Origin of the sequence: Kitasatospora sp. NPDC002551 (genome assembly GCF_040296005.1) — a bacterium.
Taxonomy (GTDB): Bacteria; Actinomycetota; Actinomycetes; order Streptomycetales; family Streptomycetaceae; genus Kitasatospora.
Map to the genome: position 1 here is coordinate 106860 of NZ_JBEOWI010000011.1, position 14266 is coordinate 121125.

General features: G+C 74.7%; 20 protein-coding genes. 4 read left to right on the forward strand and 16 right to left on the reverse strand.

Features of this window, described 5'->3' with window-relative positions; translation table 11 throughout:
• Window positions 1–39 precede the first annotated feature (39 nt).
• From trpM to hisI, 8 genes are all read right to left on the reverse strand, one after another.
• Window positions 40–189 carry a tryptophan biosynthesis modulator TrpM gene (gene trpM / locus ABT093_RS13350; protein ID WP_350543990.1) on the reverse strand — a complete coding sequence of 50 codons (150 nt, stop codon included), beginning with the start codon at window positions 187–189 and terminating at the stop codon, window positions 40–42.
• Window positions 190–199: 10 nt separating this feature from the next.
• On the reverse strand, window positions 200–1006 hold the full coding sequence (gene trpC, locus ABT093_RS13355; protein ID WP_350563632.1) for an indole-3-glycerol phosphate synthase TrpC: 807 nt from the start codon (window positions 1004–1006) through the stop codon (window positions 200–202).
• A gap of 188 nt (window positions 1007–1194) precedes the next feature.
• A complete protein-coding gene (locus ABT093_RS13360; protein ID WP_350563634.1) occupies window positions 1195–1647 on the reverse strand; it encodes a DUF2752 domain-containing protein in 453 nt (150 codons plus the stop codon).
• 80 nt (window positions 1648–1727) lie between these two features.
• Window positions 1728–1976 (reverse strand): HGxxPAAW family protein, encoded by a 249-nt coding sequence (locus tag ABT093_RS13365; protein ID WP_350563636.1) that lies wholly within the window; start codon window positions 1974–1976, stop codon window positions 1728–1730.
• A gap of 125 nt (window positions 1977–2101) precedes the next feature.
• Window positions 2102–2737, reverse strand: a complete 636-nt coding sequence (locus tag ABT093_RS13370; protein ID WP_350563638.1) for a TIGR02234 family membrane protein — start codon at window positions 2735–2737, stop codon at window positions 2102–2104.
• 20 nt (window positions 2738–2757) lie between these two features.
• Window positions 2758–3204 carry a PDDEXK family nuclease gene (locus ABT093_RS13375; RefSeq protein ID WP_350563640.1) on the reverse strand — a complete coding sequence of 149 codons (447 nt, stop codon included), beginning with the start codon at window positions 3202–3204 and terminating at the stop codon, window positions 2758–2760.
• A gap of 54 nt (window positions 3205–3258) precedes the next feature.
• Window positions 3259–4773, reverse strand: a complete 1515-nt coding sequence (locus ABT093_RS13380) for an anthranilate synthase component I (protein ID WP_350563642.1) — start codon at window positions 4771–4773, stop codon at window positions 3259–3261.
• Window positions 4774–4833: 60 nt separating this feature from the next.
• Window positions 4834–5205, reverse strand: a complete 372-nt coding sequence (gene hisI / locus ABT093_RS13385; protein ID WP_350563644.1) for a phosphoribosyl-AMP cyclohydrolase — start codon at window positions 5203–5205, stop codon at window positions 4834–4836.
• Between the two features lie 193 nt (window positions 5206–5398).
• Between hisI and ABT093_RS13390 the strand changes: the two genes are divergently transcribed.
• The 4 genes from ABT093_RS13390 (at window position 5399) to ABT093_RS13405 (ending at window position 8448) form a co-directional block, all read left to right on the forward strand.
• A complete protein-coding gene (locus tag ABT093_RS13390) occupies window positions 5399–6037 on the forward strand; it encodes a hypothetical protein (RefSeq protein WP_350563646.1) in 639 nt (212 codons plus the stop codon).
• 34 nt (window positions 6038–6071) lie between these two features.
• Window positions 6072–6710 carry a TIGR03085 family metal-binding protein gene (locus ABT093_RS13395; RefSeq protein WP_350563648.1) on the forward strand — a complete coding sequence of 213 codons (639 nt, stop codon included), beginning with the start codon at window positions 6072–6074 and terminating at the stop codon, window positions 6708–6710.
• Window positions 6711–6835: 125 nt separating this feature from the next.
• Complete coding sequence (locus tag ABT093_RS13400; RefSeq protein ID WP_350563650.1) at window positions 6836–7621, forward strand: VOC family protein; 786 nt, start codon at window positions 6836–6838, stop codon at window positions 7619–7621.
• Between the two features lie 65 nt (window positions 7622–7686).
• Window positions 7687–8448 (forward strand): Crp/Fnr family transcriptional regulator, encoded by a 762-nt coding sequence (locus ABT093_RS13405; RefSeq protein ID WP_350563653.1) that lies wholly within the window; start codon window positions 7687–7689, stop codon window positions 8446–8448.
• On the opposite strand, the gene hisF is transcribed toward ABT093_RS13405, so the two are convergent.
• The 8 genes from hisF to hisD are packed head-to-tail and all read right to left on the reverse strand — an operon-like array spanning window position 8408 to window position 14240.
• Entirely contained in the window at window positions 8408–9178 is a 771-nt protein-coding gene (hisF, locus tag ABT093_RS13410; RefSeq protein ID WP_350563655.1) for an imidazole glycerol phosphate synthase subunit HisF, read from the reverse strand. The two genes, ABT093_RS13405 and hisF, sit on opposite strands and share 41 nt — an antisense overlap.
• Window positions 9175–9615 (reverse strand): Rid family hydrolase, encoded by a 441-nt coding sequence (locus tag ABT093_RS13415; protein WP_350563657.1) that lies wholly within the window; start codon window positions 9613–9615, stop codon window positions 9175–9177. Before ABT093_RS13415 ends, hisF begins: the two co-directional genes overlap by 4 nt.
• Entirely contained in the window at window positions 9612–10337 is a 726-nt protein-coding gene (priA, locus tag ABT093_RS13420) for a bifunctional 1-(5-phosphoribosyl)-5-((5-phosphoribosylamino)methylideneamino)imidazole-4-carboxamide isomerase/phosphoribosylanthranilate isomerase PriA (protein WP_350563660.1), read from the reverse strand. The genes ABT093_RS13415 and priA overlap by 4 nt, the downstream gene beginning before the upstream one ends.
• Window positions 10338–10366: 29 nt before the next feature.
• Window positions 10367–11002 (reverse strand): imidazole glycerol phosphate synthase subunit HisH, encoded by a 636-nt coding sequence (gene hisH / locus ABT093_RS13425; RefSeq protein ID WP_350563662.1) that lies wholly within the window; start codon window positions 11000–11002, stop codon window positions 10367–10369.
• Window positions 11003–11035: 33 nt separating this feature from the next.
• Window positions 11036–11173, reverse strand: a complete 138-nt coding sequence (locus ABT093_RS13430) for a CG2302 family histidine operon protein (protein ID WP_502884219.1) — start codon at window positions 11171–11173, stop codon at window positions 11036–11038.
• Window positions 11174–11184: 11 nt separating this feature from the next.
• On the reverse strand, window positions 11185–11778 hold the full coding sequence (gene hisB, locus ABT093_RS13435; protein ID WP_350563667.1) for an imidazoleglycerol-phosphate dehydratase HisB: 594 nt from the start codon (window positions 11776–11778) through the stop codon (window positions 11185–11187).
• A 6-nt stretch (window positions 11779–11784) separates the two neighbouring features.
• Window positions 11785–12936 (reverse strand): histidinol-phosphate transaminase, encoded by a 1152-nt coding sequence (locus ABT093_RS13440; protein ID WP_350563669.1) that lies wholly within the window; start codon window positions 12934–12936, stop codon window positions 11785–11787.
• Window positions 12933–14240: a histidinol dehydrogenase gene (hisD, locus tag ABT093_RS13445; RefSeq protein WP_350563671.1), complete on the reverse strand. Its 1308-nt coding sequence runs from the start codon at window positions 14238–14240 to the stop codon at window positions 12933–12935. Before hisD ends, ABT093_RS13440 begins: the two co-directional genes overlap by 4 nt.
• Between the last annotated feature and the right edge of the window lie 26 nt (window positions 14241–14266).

Genomic DNA, 14266 nt, shown 5'->3' on the forward strand with positions numbered 1-14266 from the left:
AAGATGACGACGGTTGACGGTGACGTCTGTCGGCTGCGGTCAGCCGGACGTCGCGCGCCATCGCCGCCCCGGCACCTGCCCGGGCTCGCAGCCGATGACGTACCGCACCCGCCGCCCCAGCACCCGGCGTGCGGGCGCGCGGCAGCCGCGCGGGCGGCAGCCGGGGGCGAGACGGGTGGCGATCTTCATGGCGGCGGGATCAGTCCTTGTGCCGGATCGCCGGGTGGGCACCGGCGGCGACCAGGTCGGCCACCGCGGCCCGCGGGTCCTTGCCGGTGACCAGCGCTTCGCCGACCAGCACCGCGTCCGCGCCCAGGTTGGCGTAGGAGATCACGTCCAGCGGGCCGCGCACCCCGGACTCCGCGACCTTGACGATGCCGTCCGGAATGGCGTGGACGACGTTGCCGAAGGTGTTGCGGTCCACCTCAAGGGTCTTGAGGTTGCGGGCGTTGACGCCGATGATCCGCGCGCCGGCGTCCACCGCGCGCTTGATCTCCTCCTCGTCGTGCACCTCGACCAGCGGGGTGAGGCCGATCGACTCGGCCCGCTCGATCAGCGACACCAGGGCCGGCTGGTCGAGGGCCGCGACGATCAGCAGCGCGAGGTCGGCGCCGTGCGCGCGGGCCTCCCACAGCTGGTAGGCGGTGACGATGAAGTCCTTGCGGAGCAGCGGGGTGTCCACCGCGGCCCGGACGGCGTCCAGGTCCGCCAGCGACCCGCCGAAGCGGCGCTGTTCGGTCAGCACACTGATCGCGGCGGCACCGCCGGCCGCGTAGTCGACCGCCAGCGACGCCGGGTCCGCGATCGTGGCCAGCGCGCCCTTGGACGGGCTGGAGCGCTTGACCTCGCAGATCACCCGGACACCGTCGCCGCGCAGGGCCGCCACGCCGTCCTTGGCGTCCGGGGCCTTGGCGGCGAGCTCCTTGAGCTCGTCCAGCGAGACCCGGGCCTGCCGCTCGGCGAGGTCCTCGCGGACCCCTTCGACGATCGAGTCGAGCACACTCACTCGGGCGCCCCCATCATGTCTGCTAGTCCTGATTCTGCTAGCGAGGAGCCGGCGGCCACCAGGCCTCCGGCCCTTCGATGGTATCGGCAAGGGGGAGCGCACAGCGCATCCGCCCGGCGCGCGTCTCACCGTACGGACCCCCCGGACCCGCCGCGAGCTGCGGCTTCACACCCCCGCCACGCCGACGATCAGACCGGTGGCGGGGCCAGACCGGCGCCGACCGGCAGGTTGCGGACCACCGTGAAGACGAGGACGAGCAGCCCCACCAGCACCCAGCGGCGCGCCCCGAGCGCCAGCCGGGGGCCGGGCCGGCCGCGCAGCGCCGCCCAGAGCCAGCGGGCCCAGAGCACCCCCAGCACGGCGAACAGCAGCACCGCCACCGCGTTGTCGTGCAGCGCCCCGCTGAGGTCCCCGTGGGTCAGCGCGTGCACGCAGCGCAGCCCGCCGCAGCCGGGGCACCACCAGCCGGTGGCCGCCAGGAAGGGGCAGTCGGGGTAGTGGCCGGGGACGTTCGGGTCCACCGCGGCGACGTACCCGGCGGGGAGGGCCACGGCGGCCGCCGCGGACAGCGGCGGCACCAGCCGGCGCGGCGCGGAGGGCCGGGCGGAGGCGGTGGAGGCGGGGGCGGCGTTCACGCCCATGATTGTGCCCGTCCCGGCGGCCGCGCGGGAGAAGCGAAACGGCGGCCCGTGGGCCGCCGTTCACGCGAAGTACCGGTCGGTCAGGCAGCGGCGGCGGCCAGCGCGGCCTGCTCCTCGGGGGTGTACACCATGGTGCTGGGCTGCTTGCCCATGCCCGCCATCGACATGGCCTTGCCGACCACGCCGCCGAGCAGGACGACCGCCAGGCCCACCCAGGTGAGGAGCACCGACGGCAGGATCATCGCGACACCCGCGACGCCGAAGCCGATGAACGAGATGGTCACGCCGGTCCAGGCGGCGGGGGTGTGGCCGTGTGCTGCTGCTGCCATCGGATGGTGCTCCTACGCTTGACGTGTCCCATTGACGTGTCCCATTGTGCCGGGCCACACACCGGGCCCCCAAAGGGGGTGGCGGGTCTATCGCGTCACAGTGCGGCACGCGCCCGCCCGGCCGGTCAGCCCGCCGTCGGGTCCTCGCCCCGGTCCAGCGCCTTCCACAGGTCGGCCGGGCTCTGCGCGGCGGCCCGCCGCTTCGCCGGCGCCTTGCCGGTCGGTGCCTCGTAGCGGCTGCCCATCGCCGGCCAGCCGCGCCCGTGGAGGACGGTCAGCAGCCCGGCCAGGGCCAGCAGCAGCCCGCCCGCGAGCGCCACCCACGGCCAGGCGGTGTGCCCGACGCCGGTCGCGGCCGACCCGGTCAGCGCGAGCTTGCGGGCCGCCTCGGCGTCCAGCGCCGCGGTGTCCCCGGCGCCCGTCGCGGCGGCGGCGGCCGCGCCCAGCCCGGCCAGCACGGTCAGCACCCCGACGGCGAGCCGGCCGGCGCCGCGCACCGCGAACACCGCGACCGCCGCCGCCATCGCCACCAGCGCCAGTCCGGCGGGCAGTTCGGAGATCTTCCCGCCGGTGACGGAGACCTCCAGGGTGCCCGCCATCCCCTCCGCCCAGACCCGGCCGGCGGCGGTCAGCACCAGCACCGCGCCCAGCACGGTGAGCAGCAGCATCACCGCGAACGTGCGCCGCCCGGCCCGCGCGGCGGGCGCGGGTGCGGCGGCGGGGTCGGCGGACACGGCGTCGGTAGGGGCTTCAGCGCTCACCCCACCAGTGTCCCCCGCCCTCACCCCGCCGCCGCACCCGGGGTGGGCGGCTCGGTGGGGAAATCGCCCGTCTCCAGCACCAGCGTCCGCTCCCCCAGCGGCAGGAAGAGATCGTTCCCGAAGGGCACCCGCTCCGCCTCCCGGTACCCGGCGCCGCGCAGCGGACGGCTGTGCACCGTGCAGACGCCCTCCCCCGGATCCACCACGACGTACAGCGGGACGCCCGCGGCCGCGTGGAAGCGGTGGCGGTCGACCGGTTCGGGCGCCGGAAGCACGTCCAGCACCACCAGCGCGTCCCCGGCCCGGTAGTGCCCGGCGGGGTCGGGCACCGCGCCCGGGGCGAGCAGCACCAGCGCGGCCGGCTGCCCCTCCAGCCGCACGTCGGCGAGGACGCCGCCGTGGCCGCCCGGCTGCCGCACGAGCTGCTCCCTGGCGGCGGTCACGATCCGCCGCTGCACCTCCGGCATCCTGCTGTCCCTTCCGCTGCGGCGGCCCCCGCGACCCGCGCGGGGGCCGGCGTTCTACGGCCTACGCAGCGTATTCGCGGTGGCGACCGCGCGCAGGACGGCGGCGGCCTTGTTGCGGCATTCGGTGTCCTCGCCGTGCGGGTCGGAGTCGGCCACCACACCGGCGCCGGCCTGGACGTAGGCGGTGCCGTCGCGCAGCACCGCCGTGCGGATGGCGATCGCGGTGTCGGAGTCGCCGGCGAAGTCCAGGTAGCCGACGCAGCCGCCGTACAGGCCGCGGCGGGTGGGCTCCAGCTCCTCGATGATCCGCATCGCCCGCGGCTTGGGCGCGCCGGACAGGGTGCCGGCCGGGAAGCACGCGGTCAGCACGTCGAAGGCGGTCCGCCCCTCGGCGACCCGGCCGGTCACCGTGGAGACGATGTGCATGACGTGGCTGTAGCGCTCGATCTGCATGAAGTCGACGACCTCGACGCTGCCCGGCTCGCAGACCCGCCCGAGGTCGTTGCGCCCGAGGTCGACCAGCATCAGGTGCTCGGCCCGCTCCTTGGGGTCGGCGAGCAGCTCGGCGGCCAGCTCGGCGTCCTCGTGCGGGGTCGCGCCGCGGTGCCGGGTGCCGGCGATCGGGTGCAGCATCGCCGCGCCGTCGGTGACCTTGACCAGCGCCTCCGGGCTGGAGCCGACCACGTCGAAGCCGCCCTCGGCGCCGCCGTCCGGGCCGGGGAAGCGGAACAGGTACATGTACGGGCTGGGGTTGGTGGTGCGCAGGACGCGGTAGACGTCCAGCGCGGAGGCCGGGCAGGGCGCCTCGAAGCGCTGCGAGGGCACCACCTGGAAGGCCTCGCCGGCCCGGATCCGCTCCTTGATCTCCTCCACCGCGGCCCGGTACGGCTCCCCGCCGAACGGCGAGCGGACCTCGCCGGGGCCGCTCGGGGTGAAGGTGGCCAGGCCCGGGTCGACCGGCTTGAGCAGGTCGGCCTCCATCGCGTCGAGCCGGGCGACGGCGTCCGCGTAGGCCTCGTCCACGCCACTGGCCAGGTCGTTGTGGTTGACCGCGTTGGCGATCAGCAGCACGGTGCCGTCGGCGTGGTCGAGCACCGCGAGGTCGGTGGCGAGCAGCAGGGTCAGCTCGGGCAGCTTCAGGTCGTCCGGGTTGAGGTCGGGCAGCTTCTCCAGCCGGCGCACCACGTCGTAGCCGAGGTAGCCGACCAGGCCACCGGTGAGCGGGGGCAGGCCGTCGTCGGCGTGGCGCGGGGTGTGCAGGGCCCGCAGCGCGGCGCGCAGCACCTCCAGCGGGTCGCCGGTGGTCGGGATGCCGACCGGCGGGGTACCGAGCCAGCGGGCGCCGCCGTCCGGTCCGGCGGTCAGGGTGGCGGCGCTGCGGACGCCGACGAAGGAGTAGCGCGACCAGCTGCGGCCCTGCTCGGCGGACTCCAGCAGGAAGGTGCCGGGGCGCTCGTCGGCGAGGCTGCGGTAGAGGCCGATCGGGGTGAGGCCGTCCGCGAGGAGCCTGCGGGTGACCGGGATGACCCGGGTGTCGACGGCGAGCTTGCGGAAGGCTTCCAGGTCCATGACGAGCGGCACCTTACGACGGAGGGGCGGAAGGGGGCGGAAGGGGCTAGCAGGGAGCGGTCAGCCGAGCGGGAGCACGTCGGCGTCGAAGCAGGTGCGGTCGCCGGTGTGGCAGGCCGCGCCGGTCTGGTCGACCTTCACCAGCAGGGTGTCGCCGTCGCAGTCCAGCGCGACCGACTTGACCGCCTGGACGTGGCCCGAGGTGCCGCCCTTCACCCAGTACTCGCGGCGGCTGCGGCTCCAGTAGGTGCAGCGGCCGGTGGTGAGGGTGCGGTGCAGCGCCTCGTCGTCCATCCAGCCCAGCATCAGCACCTCGCCGGTGTCGTACTGCTGCGCGACGGCCGGCAGCAGGCCGTCCGCGGTGCGCTTGAGCCGGGCGGCGATCTCGGGGGCCAGTGCGGTGGAACCGGGGGCGGCGGGTGAGGTGGGCATGGGGCCCATTGTGTCAGCCCGGTCCGCCCGGACGGGCCGCCGTCCGGATCGCGGCCGTCCCCGTGGGCGGCGGCGGGCGGACGCGGCGGGCGGACGCGGGGGCGGGTGCGGCGGGGGCCGGGCAGACCATCCGATCGAACGAGTTGTGCAAACCGCCTGCCGGAGGGCCCCGCTCTGCGCCATTCTCGTGCCCATGACCTCCGAGCAGCGCGCCGCCGGCCCCGCCGAGCCGCCGGGCGACGACGACCTCCCCCGCCCGGGGGGCACCTCCGACGCCCGGCCGTCCCGGGGCCTGCTGATCGCCGTCGCGGCGGTGCTGGCGCTCCTGCTCGCGGTGGTGGCGACGGTGCTGCTCTGGCCCGAGGACGACCCGGCGCCCAAGCCGCCGCCGCCCTCCACCACCACGGCCACGCCGACCCCCACCCCGACTCCGACGCCGACGCCCACGCCGACGCCGACCCCCACGCCGACCAAGGTGGTCCCGTACAGCTTCTTCACCGTCGGCACCTGCCTGGACCACCCGCAGCTGAACAAGACGGTCACCAAACCGGAGGCCCGTCCCTGCGAGGACAAGCACGACGGCGAGGCGATCGCCGACCAGCTGCTGCCGGAGGGGCTGACCGGCGACTACCAGATCGCCAACACGATGCGGGAGGGCTGCAAGGAGGCGCAGGCCGCCGCCGAGGCCCGGCAGGACGGCGGCGGGCCGTACTACGGCTACCCGGTGGGCCCGAACTTCACCTTCTACCAGCAGGGCTGGCGCGACTACACCTGCATCCTGACGGCGAGCAACCGGCCCGGCTCCACCAAGCTCACCGGCCGGCTGCGCTGAGCCGCCGTCAGTGCGGGGCGCCTAGGCTGGGCGCATGTCGAACCACGCGCTCGCCGAACGCCACCGCCTGGCCGAACTGCTGGCCGCCGCCGGGCCGGACGCGCCCACCCTCTGCGCCGGGTGGTCCACCCGGGACCTCGCCGCCCACCTGGTGATCCGCGAGCGGCGGCCGGACGCCGCCGCGGGCATCCGGATCGGCCCGTTGGCCGGCTGGACCCACCGGGTGCAGGAGTCGTACGCCGACCGGCCCTACGAGGAGCTGGTCCGGCTGTTCCGCTCCGGCCCGCCGGTGCTCTCGCTGTTCTCGCTGCCCGGCGCGGACGAGGCGGCCAACACCGTCGAGTACTACGTGCACGCCGAGGACGTCGCCCGGGCCGGTGACGGCCCCGCACCGCGGCCGGTGCCGCCCGGCCGGACCGAGGCGCTCTGGCGCCGGCTGCCGCTGATCGCCCGGCTGGAGGCGGGGCGCCGCTCCCCGGTGCGCCTGGAGCTGAGCCGCCCGGACGGCCGGAGCCTGACCGTCGGCCCGGCCGGCCTGCCGACCGTGCGGATCACCGGCGAGCCGGGCGAGCTGCTGCTCTTCGCCTTCGGCCGCGGCGCCCGCGCCGAGCTGACGGTGGACGGTCCCCGGGAAGCCGTCGAGGCCCTGCGCCACGTCCTGCCGGTTCCGTAGAACGCCCCGGCTGCGGATGTCCGTGGTGGGGTGCAGACTCGCAGGGGGCGCGGTCCGGGCGGGCCACCGCCCGGGCCCGTCCCCGTCGTACACCGGCTCCCTCTCCCCCGAAGGGACGCTCCACCATGCTCACCACCGCCTTCCCCGCCGGCTCCCCCTGCTGGATCGACCTCGGCAGCCCGGACCCGGCCGCCACCGCCGGCTTCTACGGCACGGTCTTCGGCTGGACCTTCCGGTCCGCCGGCCCGGAGGCCGGCGGCTACGGCTTCCTCCAGCTGAACGGCAGGACGGCCGCGGCCGTCGGCCCGCTCACCGAGGAGGGCGCGCAGTCCGCCTGGACGACGTACTTCCACGCGCCCGACGCCGGGGCCACCGCCAAGGCCGTCGAGCAGTCCGGCGGCACCGTCCGGGTCCCCGCCTTCGACGTGATGGACGCCGGGCGGATGGCCCAGCTGACCGACCCGCAGGGCGCGCAGTTCGCCGTCTGGCAGCCCGGCACGGTGGCCGGGCTGGACGTCGTCTCCGAGGACGGCGCGCTGATCTGGGTCGAGCTGCACACCGGCGCGGTGGACGCGGGCTTCGCCTTCTACCAGAGGGTCTTCGGCTGGCGCTCCGAGGACTTCCCGGCGCCCGGCATGACGTACAAGGTGATCTCCCCGGCCGAGGGCGACCTGCGGGAGACCTCCTTCGGCGGCATCGCCCCGGTGATGGGCGACGCCCAGCCGCCCAGCTGGACCCCGTACTTCGGCGCCTCCGACGTGGACGGCGTGCTCGCCCGGGCCACCGGCGCCGGCGCCACCGTGCTGATGGGCCCGGAGAACGTCCCGGACGTCGGCCGGATCGCCTGGCTGGCCGACCCGTTCGGCGCCCCGTTCGCCCTGATCAAGGGCGAGCCGCCGAAGGAGTCCTGACCCCTTCCGCGCCCGCACCCCCTGCGTTAGCCTCCCGAACGAGCGCAGCGCAGGGGGTGGACGCCGTGCACGGAGCGAGCGGGGGCTGGCCCGAGGGCACCCTGCTGGCCGAGCTGCACCGCGACGGCTCGCCCGCCGCGCTCGCCGCCGAGCGGGCCGTGCTGCGGCTGGGCACCCGGCGCGCGCACGGCCACGGCGAGACGCTGATCCTCGACCGGGACCTCGGCGGCTTCGTCCTGCTCCTGCTGGCCGGCTTCGCCAAGGCCACCGTGGAGGACGGCGCGGGCGCGACCGCCCTGCTGGACGTGCGCGCCTACGGGGACGTGGTCGGCGAGGCCGCCGCCCTGGACGGCCGCCCCCGCTCGGCGACGGTGACCGCGGCCGGACCGGTCGCCCTGCGCCGGATCTCCCAGCCCGACTGGCTGCACTGGCTGGGCGCCCACGCACCGGCCGGCATCGCGCTGAGCCGCTGCCTGGTGCACCGCGGCCGGACCACCACCCGACGGCTGGTCGGCCTCGCCTCCGAGCCGGTGCAGCGCCGGCTCGCCCGCCAGCTCGCCGAGCTGGCCCGGCGCTACGGCGTCCCCGGCCCGCGCGGCGCCGGCATCACCGTCCGCCCGCGGCTCACCCAGGCGGAGCTGGCCGCGCTGACCGGCGCCGGCGAGCGCCGGGTCCACCACGCCCTGCACGAACTGGCCAGCCTGGGCCTGATCCGGCTCGGCCGGCGCAGCACCACCGTGCTCTCGCTGCCCGGCCTGCTGGCACTGGCCGACGGGCCGGACGACCTCAGCGGACCGGGTGCCCGGCCTGCCGCAGCGCGTCCTTGACCTCGCCGATCCGCAGGTCACCGAAGTGGAAGACGCTGGCGGCCAGCACCGCGTCCGCGCCCGCCTCCACCGCCGGGGCGAAGTCGGCGAGCTTCCCGGCGCCGCCGGAGGCGATCACCGGCACCGACACGGTCTTGCGGACGGCCCGGATCAGCTCCAGGTCGTAGCCGTCCTTGGTGCCGTCGGCGTCCATCGAGTTGAGCAGGATCTCGCCCGCGCCCAGCTCGGCGGCGCGCCCGGCCCACTCGACGGCGTCCAGCCCGGTGCCCTGGCGGCCGCCGTGCGTGGTGACCTCGAAGCCGGAGGCGGTCTCGGTGCCCTCCGGGCAGCGGCGGGCGTCCACCGAGAGCACCAGCACCTGGCGGCCGAACCGCCGGGCGATCTCCCGGACCAGCTCGGGGCGGGCGATGGCGGCGGTGTTGACGCCGACCTTGTCGGCGCCGGCCCGCAGCAGCTTGTCGACGTCCTCGACGGCGCGGATGCCGCCGCCGACGGTGAGCGGGATGAACACCTGCTCGGCGGTGCGGCGGACCACGTCGTAGGTGGTCTCGCGGTCGCCGGAGGAGGCGGTGATGTCGAGGAAGGTCAGCTCGTCGGCGCCCTCGGCGTCGTAGAGCTTGGCCATCTCGACCGGGTCCCCGGCATCGCGCAGGTTCTGGAAGTTGACGCCCTTGACCACACGGCCGGCGTCGACGTCCAGGCAGGGAATGACACGTACGGCGAGGGTCACGGCTGATTGCCTTCCAGAGCTTCGAGGGTCGCGGCGAGTCCGGCGCGGTGGGCGTCGAGTTCGACCTCGACGAGCATCCGCGAGTCGACCAGGCTCTGCACCACCACGACGGCGGCCGCCGGGCGCACCGCGCCGAAGGCCTCCTGGTGGGCACGGCCCGCCGCGTCGATGTCACGGGAGTGGGTGAGGTACATCCGGGTGCGGACCACGTCGTCCGCCGTCAGACCGTACGCGGCCAGGGCCTCCAGCCCGTTGCGGAAGGCGGCCCCCGCCTGCTCGTAGGGGTCGCCCTCGCCGTGCAGCACGCCCTCCACCAGGGGCCTGGCCCCGGCGACGTGGACGTGGTCCCCGGCGGCGACCGCCTGCGACGCGCCGAGGACGTCCTCCCAGACGGAGAACCCGCCGACCCGGCCGCGTACGATCCGACGTTCCGTCATCCCGAAACCGCCTCCAGCGCCTCTCCGAGGGTGAACTTCTGCTCGTAGAGTGCCTTGCCGACGATCGCGCCCTCGACTCCCTCGCCGACCAGACCGGCGATCGCCCGCAGGTCGTCCAGCGAGGAGACGCCGCCGGAGGCGACCACCGGCTTGTCGGTGGCGGCGCACACGTCGCGCAGCAGCTGCAGGTTGGGGCCGGTCAGGGTGCCGTCCCGGTTGACGTCGGTGACCACGTAGCGGGCGCAGCCCTCGGCGTCCAGGCGGGCCAGCACGTCGAAGAGCTGGCCGCCGTCGCTGGTCCAGCCGCGGCCGCGCAGGGTGGTGCCGACCACGTCCAGACCGACGGCGATCCTGTCCCCGTGCTCGGCGATGACCTTGGCGACCCACTCGGGGCTCTCCAGGGCGGCGGTGCCGAGGTTGACCCGGGTGCAGCCGGTGGCCAGGGCGGCGGCCAGCGAGGCGTCGTCGCGGATGCCGCCGGACAGCTCGACCTTGATGTCCAGGGTGCCGGTGACCTCGCGCACCAGGTCCCGGTTGGAGCCGGTGCCGAAGGCGGCGTCGAGGTCGACCAGGTGCAGCCACTCGGCGCCGGCCTTCTGCCAGGCGAGGGCGGCGGCGAGCGGCTCGCCGAAGGAGGTCTCGGTGCCGGAGGCGCCCTTGACCAGGCGCACGGCCTGGCCGTCCCGGACGTCGACGGCGGGCAGCAGTTCGAGGCGGCTCATGGTGTCACAACTTCCGTCGTCAGGGGTCGTCAGAGAGTGCTGACCCAGTTGGTCAGCAGGGCGGCGCCGGCGTCGCCGGACTTCTCGGGGTGGAACTGGGTGGCCCACAGCGGGCCGTTCTCGACGGCCGCGACGAACGGCTGCCCGTGAGTGGCCCAGGTGACCAGCGGCGGGTTGATCCGCGCGCTGTGCGCCTCCAGCTCCCAGCTGCGCACCCCGTAGGAGTGGACGAAGTAGAAGCGGGTGTCCGCGTCCAGGCCGGCGAACATCCGGCTGTCCTCGGGGGCGTCCACGGTGTTCCAGCCCATGTGCGGCACGACCGGCGCCTCCAGGGGCTCCACCGTGCCCGGCCACTCGTCGCAGCCGGCGGTCTCCACGCCGTGCTCGACGCCCCTCTCGAAGAGGATCTGCATGCCGACGCAGATGCCCATGACCGGCCGGCCGCCGGCCAGCCGGCGCCCGATGATCCAGTCCCCGCGGACCGACCTCAGGCCGCGCATGCAGGCCTCGAAGGCGCCGACGCCGGGCACAAGCAGGCCGTCGGCGTCCATCGCGGTCTGGTAGTCGGAGGTGACGGTGACGTTCGCCCCGGTCCGCTCCAGGGCGCGCTGCGCCGAGCGGAGGTTGCCCGAGCCGTAGTCGAGCACCACGACGTTCTTGCCCATGTTCAGGTGTCCAGTCTCTCGTTGGCTCGACGGTTACAGGCGCATGAGGCCCGAGGCGAGGCACATCACCGAGCCCAGCGCGAGCACGAGGATGACGCCCTTGGACTGCTTCTGCTTCCAGAACGAGATGACACCGCCGGCCAGGAACAGCCCGACAAAGAGGAGGATCATCGTGGAGTTGCTCACAGCGCACCCTTGGTCGACGGGAGGATGCCGGCCGCGCGCGGGTCGCGCTCGGCGGCATAGCGCAGGGCCCGGGCCAGCGCCTTGAACTGGCACTCCACGATGTGGTGCGCGTTGCGACCGTACGGCACGTGGACGTGCAGGGCGATCTGGGCCTGGGCCACGAAGGACTCCAGGATGTGCCGGGTCATGGTGGTGTCGTAGCTGCCGATCATCGGCGCCATGCCGTCCGGCTCGCTGTGCACCAGGTAGGGGCGGCCGGAGAGGTCGACGGTCACCTGGGCGAGCGACTCGTCCAGCGGCACGGTGCAGTTGCCGAACCGGTAGATGCCGACCTTGTCGCCCAGTGCCTGCTTGAAGGCGGCGCCGAGCGCGAGGGCGGTGTCCTCGATGGTGTGGTGGGTGTCGATGTGCAGGTCGCCGTCGGTCTTCACGGTGAGGTCGAAGAGGCCGTGGCGCCCGAGCTGGTCGAGCATGTGGTCGTAGAAGCCGACGCCCGTGGAGATGTCGGTCCTGCCGGTGCCGTCCAGGTCTATCTCGACCAGGACGGAGGTCTCCTTGGTGGTGCGCTCGACGCGTCCGATGCGGGTCATCAGCGGTTACAGCTCCTGACTGGCCGCGCGCGCGGAGCGCGCACGTTCAAGGGCGGGGGTGGGCGACGGGAGGGCGGTGGCGACGGCCTCCAGGAAGGCGTCGTTCTCGGCGGGGGTGCCGGCGGTGACGCGCAGCCATCCCGGAACGCCGTTGTCACGGACCAGGACGCCGTGGTCGAGGATGGCCCGCCAGACGGCGTGGGTGTCGGCGAAGCGGCCGAACTGGACGAAGTTGGCGTCCGAGTCGGTCACCTCGAGACCGAGTCCGCGCAGCGCGTCGACCAGCCGGTCGCGCTCGGCCTTGAGCCGGCCGACGTAGCCGAGCAGGGTGTCGGTGTGCTCCAGGCAGGCCAGCGCGGTGGCCTGGGTGACGGCCGACAGGTGGTACGGCAGGCGGACCAGCTGCACCGCGTCCACCACCGCCGGGTCGGCGGCCAGGTAGCCCAGGCGCAGCCCGGCCGCGCCGAAGGCCTTCGACATGGTGCGCGAGACCACCAGGTTGGGGCGGCCCTCGATCAGCGACAGCAGCGAGGCGCGGTGCGAGAACTCGACGTACGCCTCGTCGACCACCACCAGGCTGGGCCGGGCGGCCTGCGCGGCCTCGTAGAGCCGCAGCACGGTGTCGGCCTCGACGGCCGTGCCGGTCGGGTTGTTCGGCGAGCAGACGAACACCACGTGCGGGCGGTGCTCGGCGATCGCCGCGAGGGCGGCGTCCAGGTCGACGGTGAAGTCGGCGTTGCGCGGGCCGGAGATCCAGCCGGTGCCGGTGCCGCGGGAGATCAGCGCGTGCATCGAGTACGAGGGCTCGAAGCCGAGCGCGGTGCGCCCGGGGCCGCCGAAGGTCTGCAGCAGCTGCTGGAGCACCTCGTTGGAGCCGTTGGCGGCCCAGACGTTCTCCCGGGCGACGGCGTGGCCGGTGGTGCGGGTGAGGTACGCCGCCAGGCCCTCGCGCAGCTCGACCGCGTCCCGGTCGGGGTAGCGGTTGAGGTTGCGGGCGGCCTCGGCGACCCGCTCGGCGATCCGGGCCACCAGCTCCTCGGGGAGCGGGTAGGGGTTCTCGTTGGTGTTCAGCTGGACCGGGACGTCGAGCTGCGGGGCGCCGTAGGGCGACTGGCCGCGCAGCTCGTCCCGGACGGGAAGGTCGTCGATCTTCGTCACGCGCCCGGCACACTCCATCCGAATCGGGCCTTGATCGCGTCGCCGTGACCGGGCAGGTCCTCGGCGTTCGCCAGGTTGACGACGTGCGCGGCGATGCCGGCCAGCGCCTCGCGGTCGTACTCGACGACCTGCACGCCGCGCAGGAAGGTCTGCACGGACAGGCCCGAGGAGTGGCAGGCGCAGCCGCCGGTGGGCAGCACGTGGTTGGAGCCGGCGGCGTAGTCGCCGAGCGAGACCGGGGTGAACCGGCCGAGGAAGATCGCGCCGGCGTTGCGCACCCGGGCGGCCACGGCGCGCGGGTCCCGGGTCTGGATCTCCAGGTGCTCGGCCGCGTAGGCGTTGACCACGGCCAGGCCCTGCTCCAGGTCGTCGACCAGGATGACGCCGGACTGCCGGCCGCCGAGCGCCTCGGCCACCCGCTCGCCGTGCCGGGTGCGGGCGACCTGGGCCTTCAGCTCGGCCTCGACCGCGTCGGCGAGCGCCACCGAGTCGGTGACCAGCACCGAGCCCGAGGTCGGGCCGTGCTCGGCCTGGCTGATCAGGTCGGCGGCGACGTCCACCGGGTCGGCGCTGTCGTCGGCGAGGACGGCGATCTCGGTCGGGCCGGCCTCGGAGTCGATGCCGATCCGCCCGGCGAAGTAGCGCTTGGCGGCGGCCACGTAGATGTTGCCGGGGCCGGTGACCATGTTGACCGGCTCGCACTCCTCGGTGCCGAGCGCGAACATGGCGACCGCCTGGGCGCCGCCGACCGCGTACACCTCGGTGACGCCGAGCAGCGCGCAGGCCGCCAGGATGGTCGGGTGCACCCGGCCGCCGAAGGCCTTCTGCGGCGGGGAGGTCACCGCGATGCCGCGCACGCCCGCCTCCTGGGCCGGCACCACGTTCATCACAACGGAGGACGGGTAGACGGCCAGTCCGCCCGGCACGTACAGCCCGACCCGGTCCACCGGCACCCAGCGCTGGGTCACCGTGCCGCCCGGCACCACCTGGGTGGTGTGCCCCTCTCGGCGCTGGTCGCCGTGCACCAGGCGGGCGCGGCGGATCGACTCCTCCAGTGCGGCGCGCACCTTAGGGTCCAGCTCCTCCAGGGCCTCGGCGAGCTGCTCGGCCGGGACGCGGGTGGACTCCAGCCGCACGCCGTCGAAGCGTTCGGTGATCTCGATCAGCGCCGCGACGCCGCGATGATGCACGTCCTCGGCGATCGGGCGCACCGTCTCCAGGGCGGCCGCGACGTCGAAGTCGGCACGGGGCAGCAGGTCGCGCGGGTCGTCGAGCGAGCCGCGCAGATCGATTCGAGAGATCACGCCACCCAGTGTAAGGAGTGGCCGGA

What these genes read in the sequence shown, in the direction of transcription:
- trpM (WP_350543990.1), bottom strand. Translation starts at nt 189, where the DNA reads ATGAAGATCGCCACCCGTCTCGCCCCCGGCTGCCGCCCGCGCGGCTGC.
- ABT093_RS13360 (WP_350563634.1), bottom strand. Translation starts at nt 1,647, where the DNA reads ATGGGCGTGAACGCCGCCCCCGCCTCCACCGCCTCCGCCCGGCCCTCC.
- ABT093_RS13365 (WP_350563636.1), bottom strand. Translation starts at nt 1,976, where the DNA reads ATGGCAGCAGCAGCACACGGCCACACCCCCGCCGCCTGGACCGGCGTG.
- ABT093_RS13375 (WP_350563640.1), bottom strand. Translation starts at nt 3,204, where the DNA reads ATGCCGGAGGTGCAGCGGCGGATCGTGACCGCCGCCAGGGAGCAGCTC.
- ABT093_RS13380 (WP_350563642.1), bottom strand. Translation starts at nt 4,773, where the DNA reads ATGGACCTGGAAGCCTTCCGCAAGCTCGCCGTCGACACCCGGGTCATC.
- hisI (WP_350563644.1), bottom strand. Translation starts at nt 5,205, where the DNA reads ATGCCCACCTCACCCGCCGCCCCCGGTTCCACCGCACTGGCCCCCGAG.
- ABT093_RS13390 (WP_350563646.1), top strand. Translation starts at nt 5,399, where the DNA reads ATGACCTCCGAGCAGCGCGCCGCCGGCCCCGCCGAGCCGCCGGGCGAC.
- ABT093_RS13395 (WP_350563648.1), top strand. Translation starts at nt 6,072, where the DNA reads ATGTCGAACCACGCGCTCGCCGAACGCCACCGCCTGGCCGAACTGCTG.
- ABT093_RS13400 (WP_350563650.1), top strand. Translation starts at nt 6,836, where the DNA reads ATGCTCACCACCGCCTTCCCCGCCGGCTCCCCCTGCTGGATCGACCTC.
- ABT093_RS13415 (WP_350563657.1), bottom strand. Translation starts at nt 9,615, where the DNA reads ATGACGGAACGTCGGATCGTACGCGGCCGGGTCGGCGGGTTCTCCGTC.
- priA (WP_350563660.1), bottom strand. Translation starts at nt 10,337, where the DNA reads ATGAGCCGCCTCGAACTGCTGCCCGCCGTCGACGTCCGGGACGGCCAG.
- hisH (WP_350563662.1), bottom strand. Translation starts at nt 11,002, where the DNA reads ATGGGCAAGAACGTCGTGGTGCTCGACTACGGCTCGGGCAACCTCCGC.
- ABT093_RS13430 (WP_502884219.1), bottom strand. Translation starts at nt 11,173, where the DNA reads ATGATCCTCCTCTTTGTCGGGCTGTTCCTGGCCGGCGGTGTCATCTCG.
- hisB (WP_350563667.1), bottom strand. Translation starts at nt 11,778, where the DNA reads ATGACCCGCATCGGACGCGTCGAGCGCACCACCAAGGAGACCTCCGTC.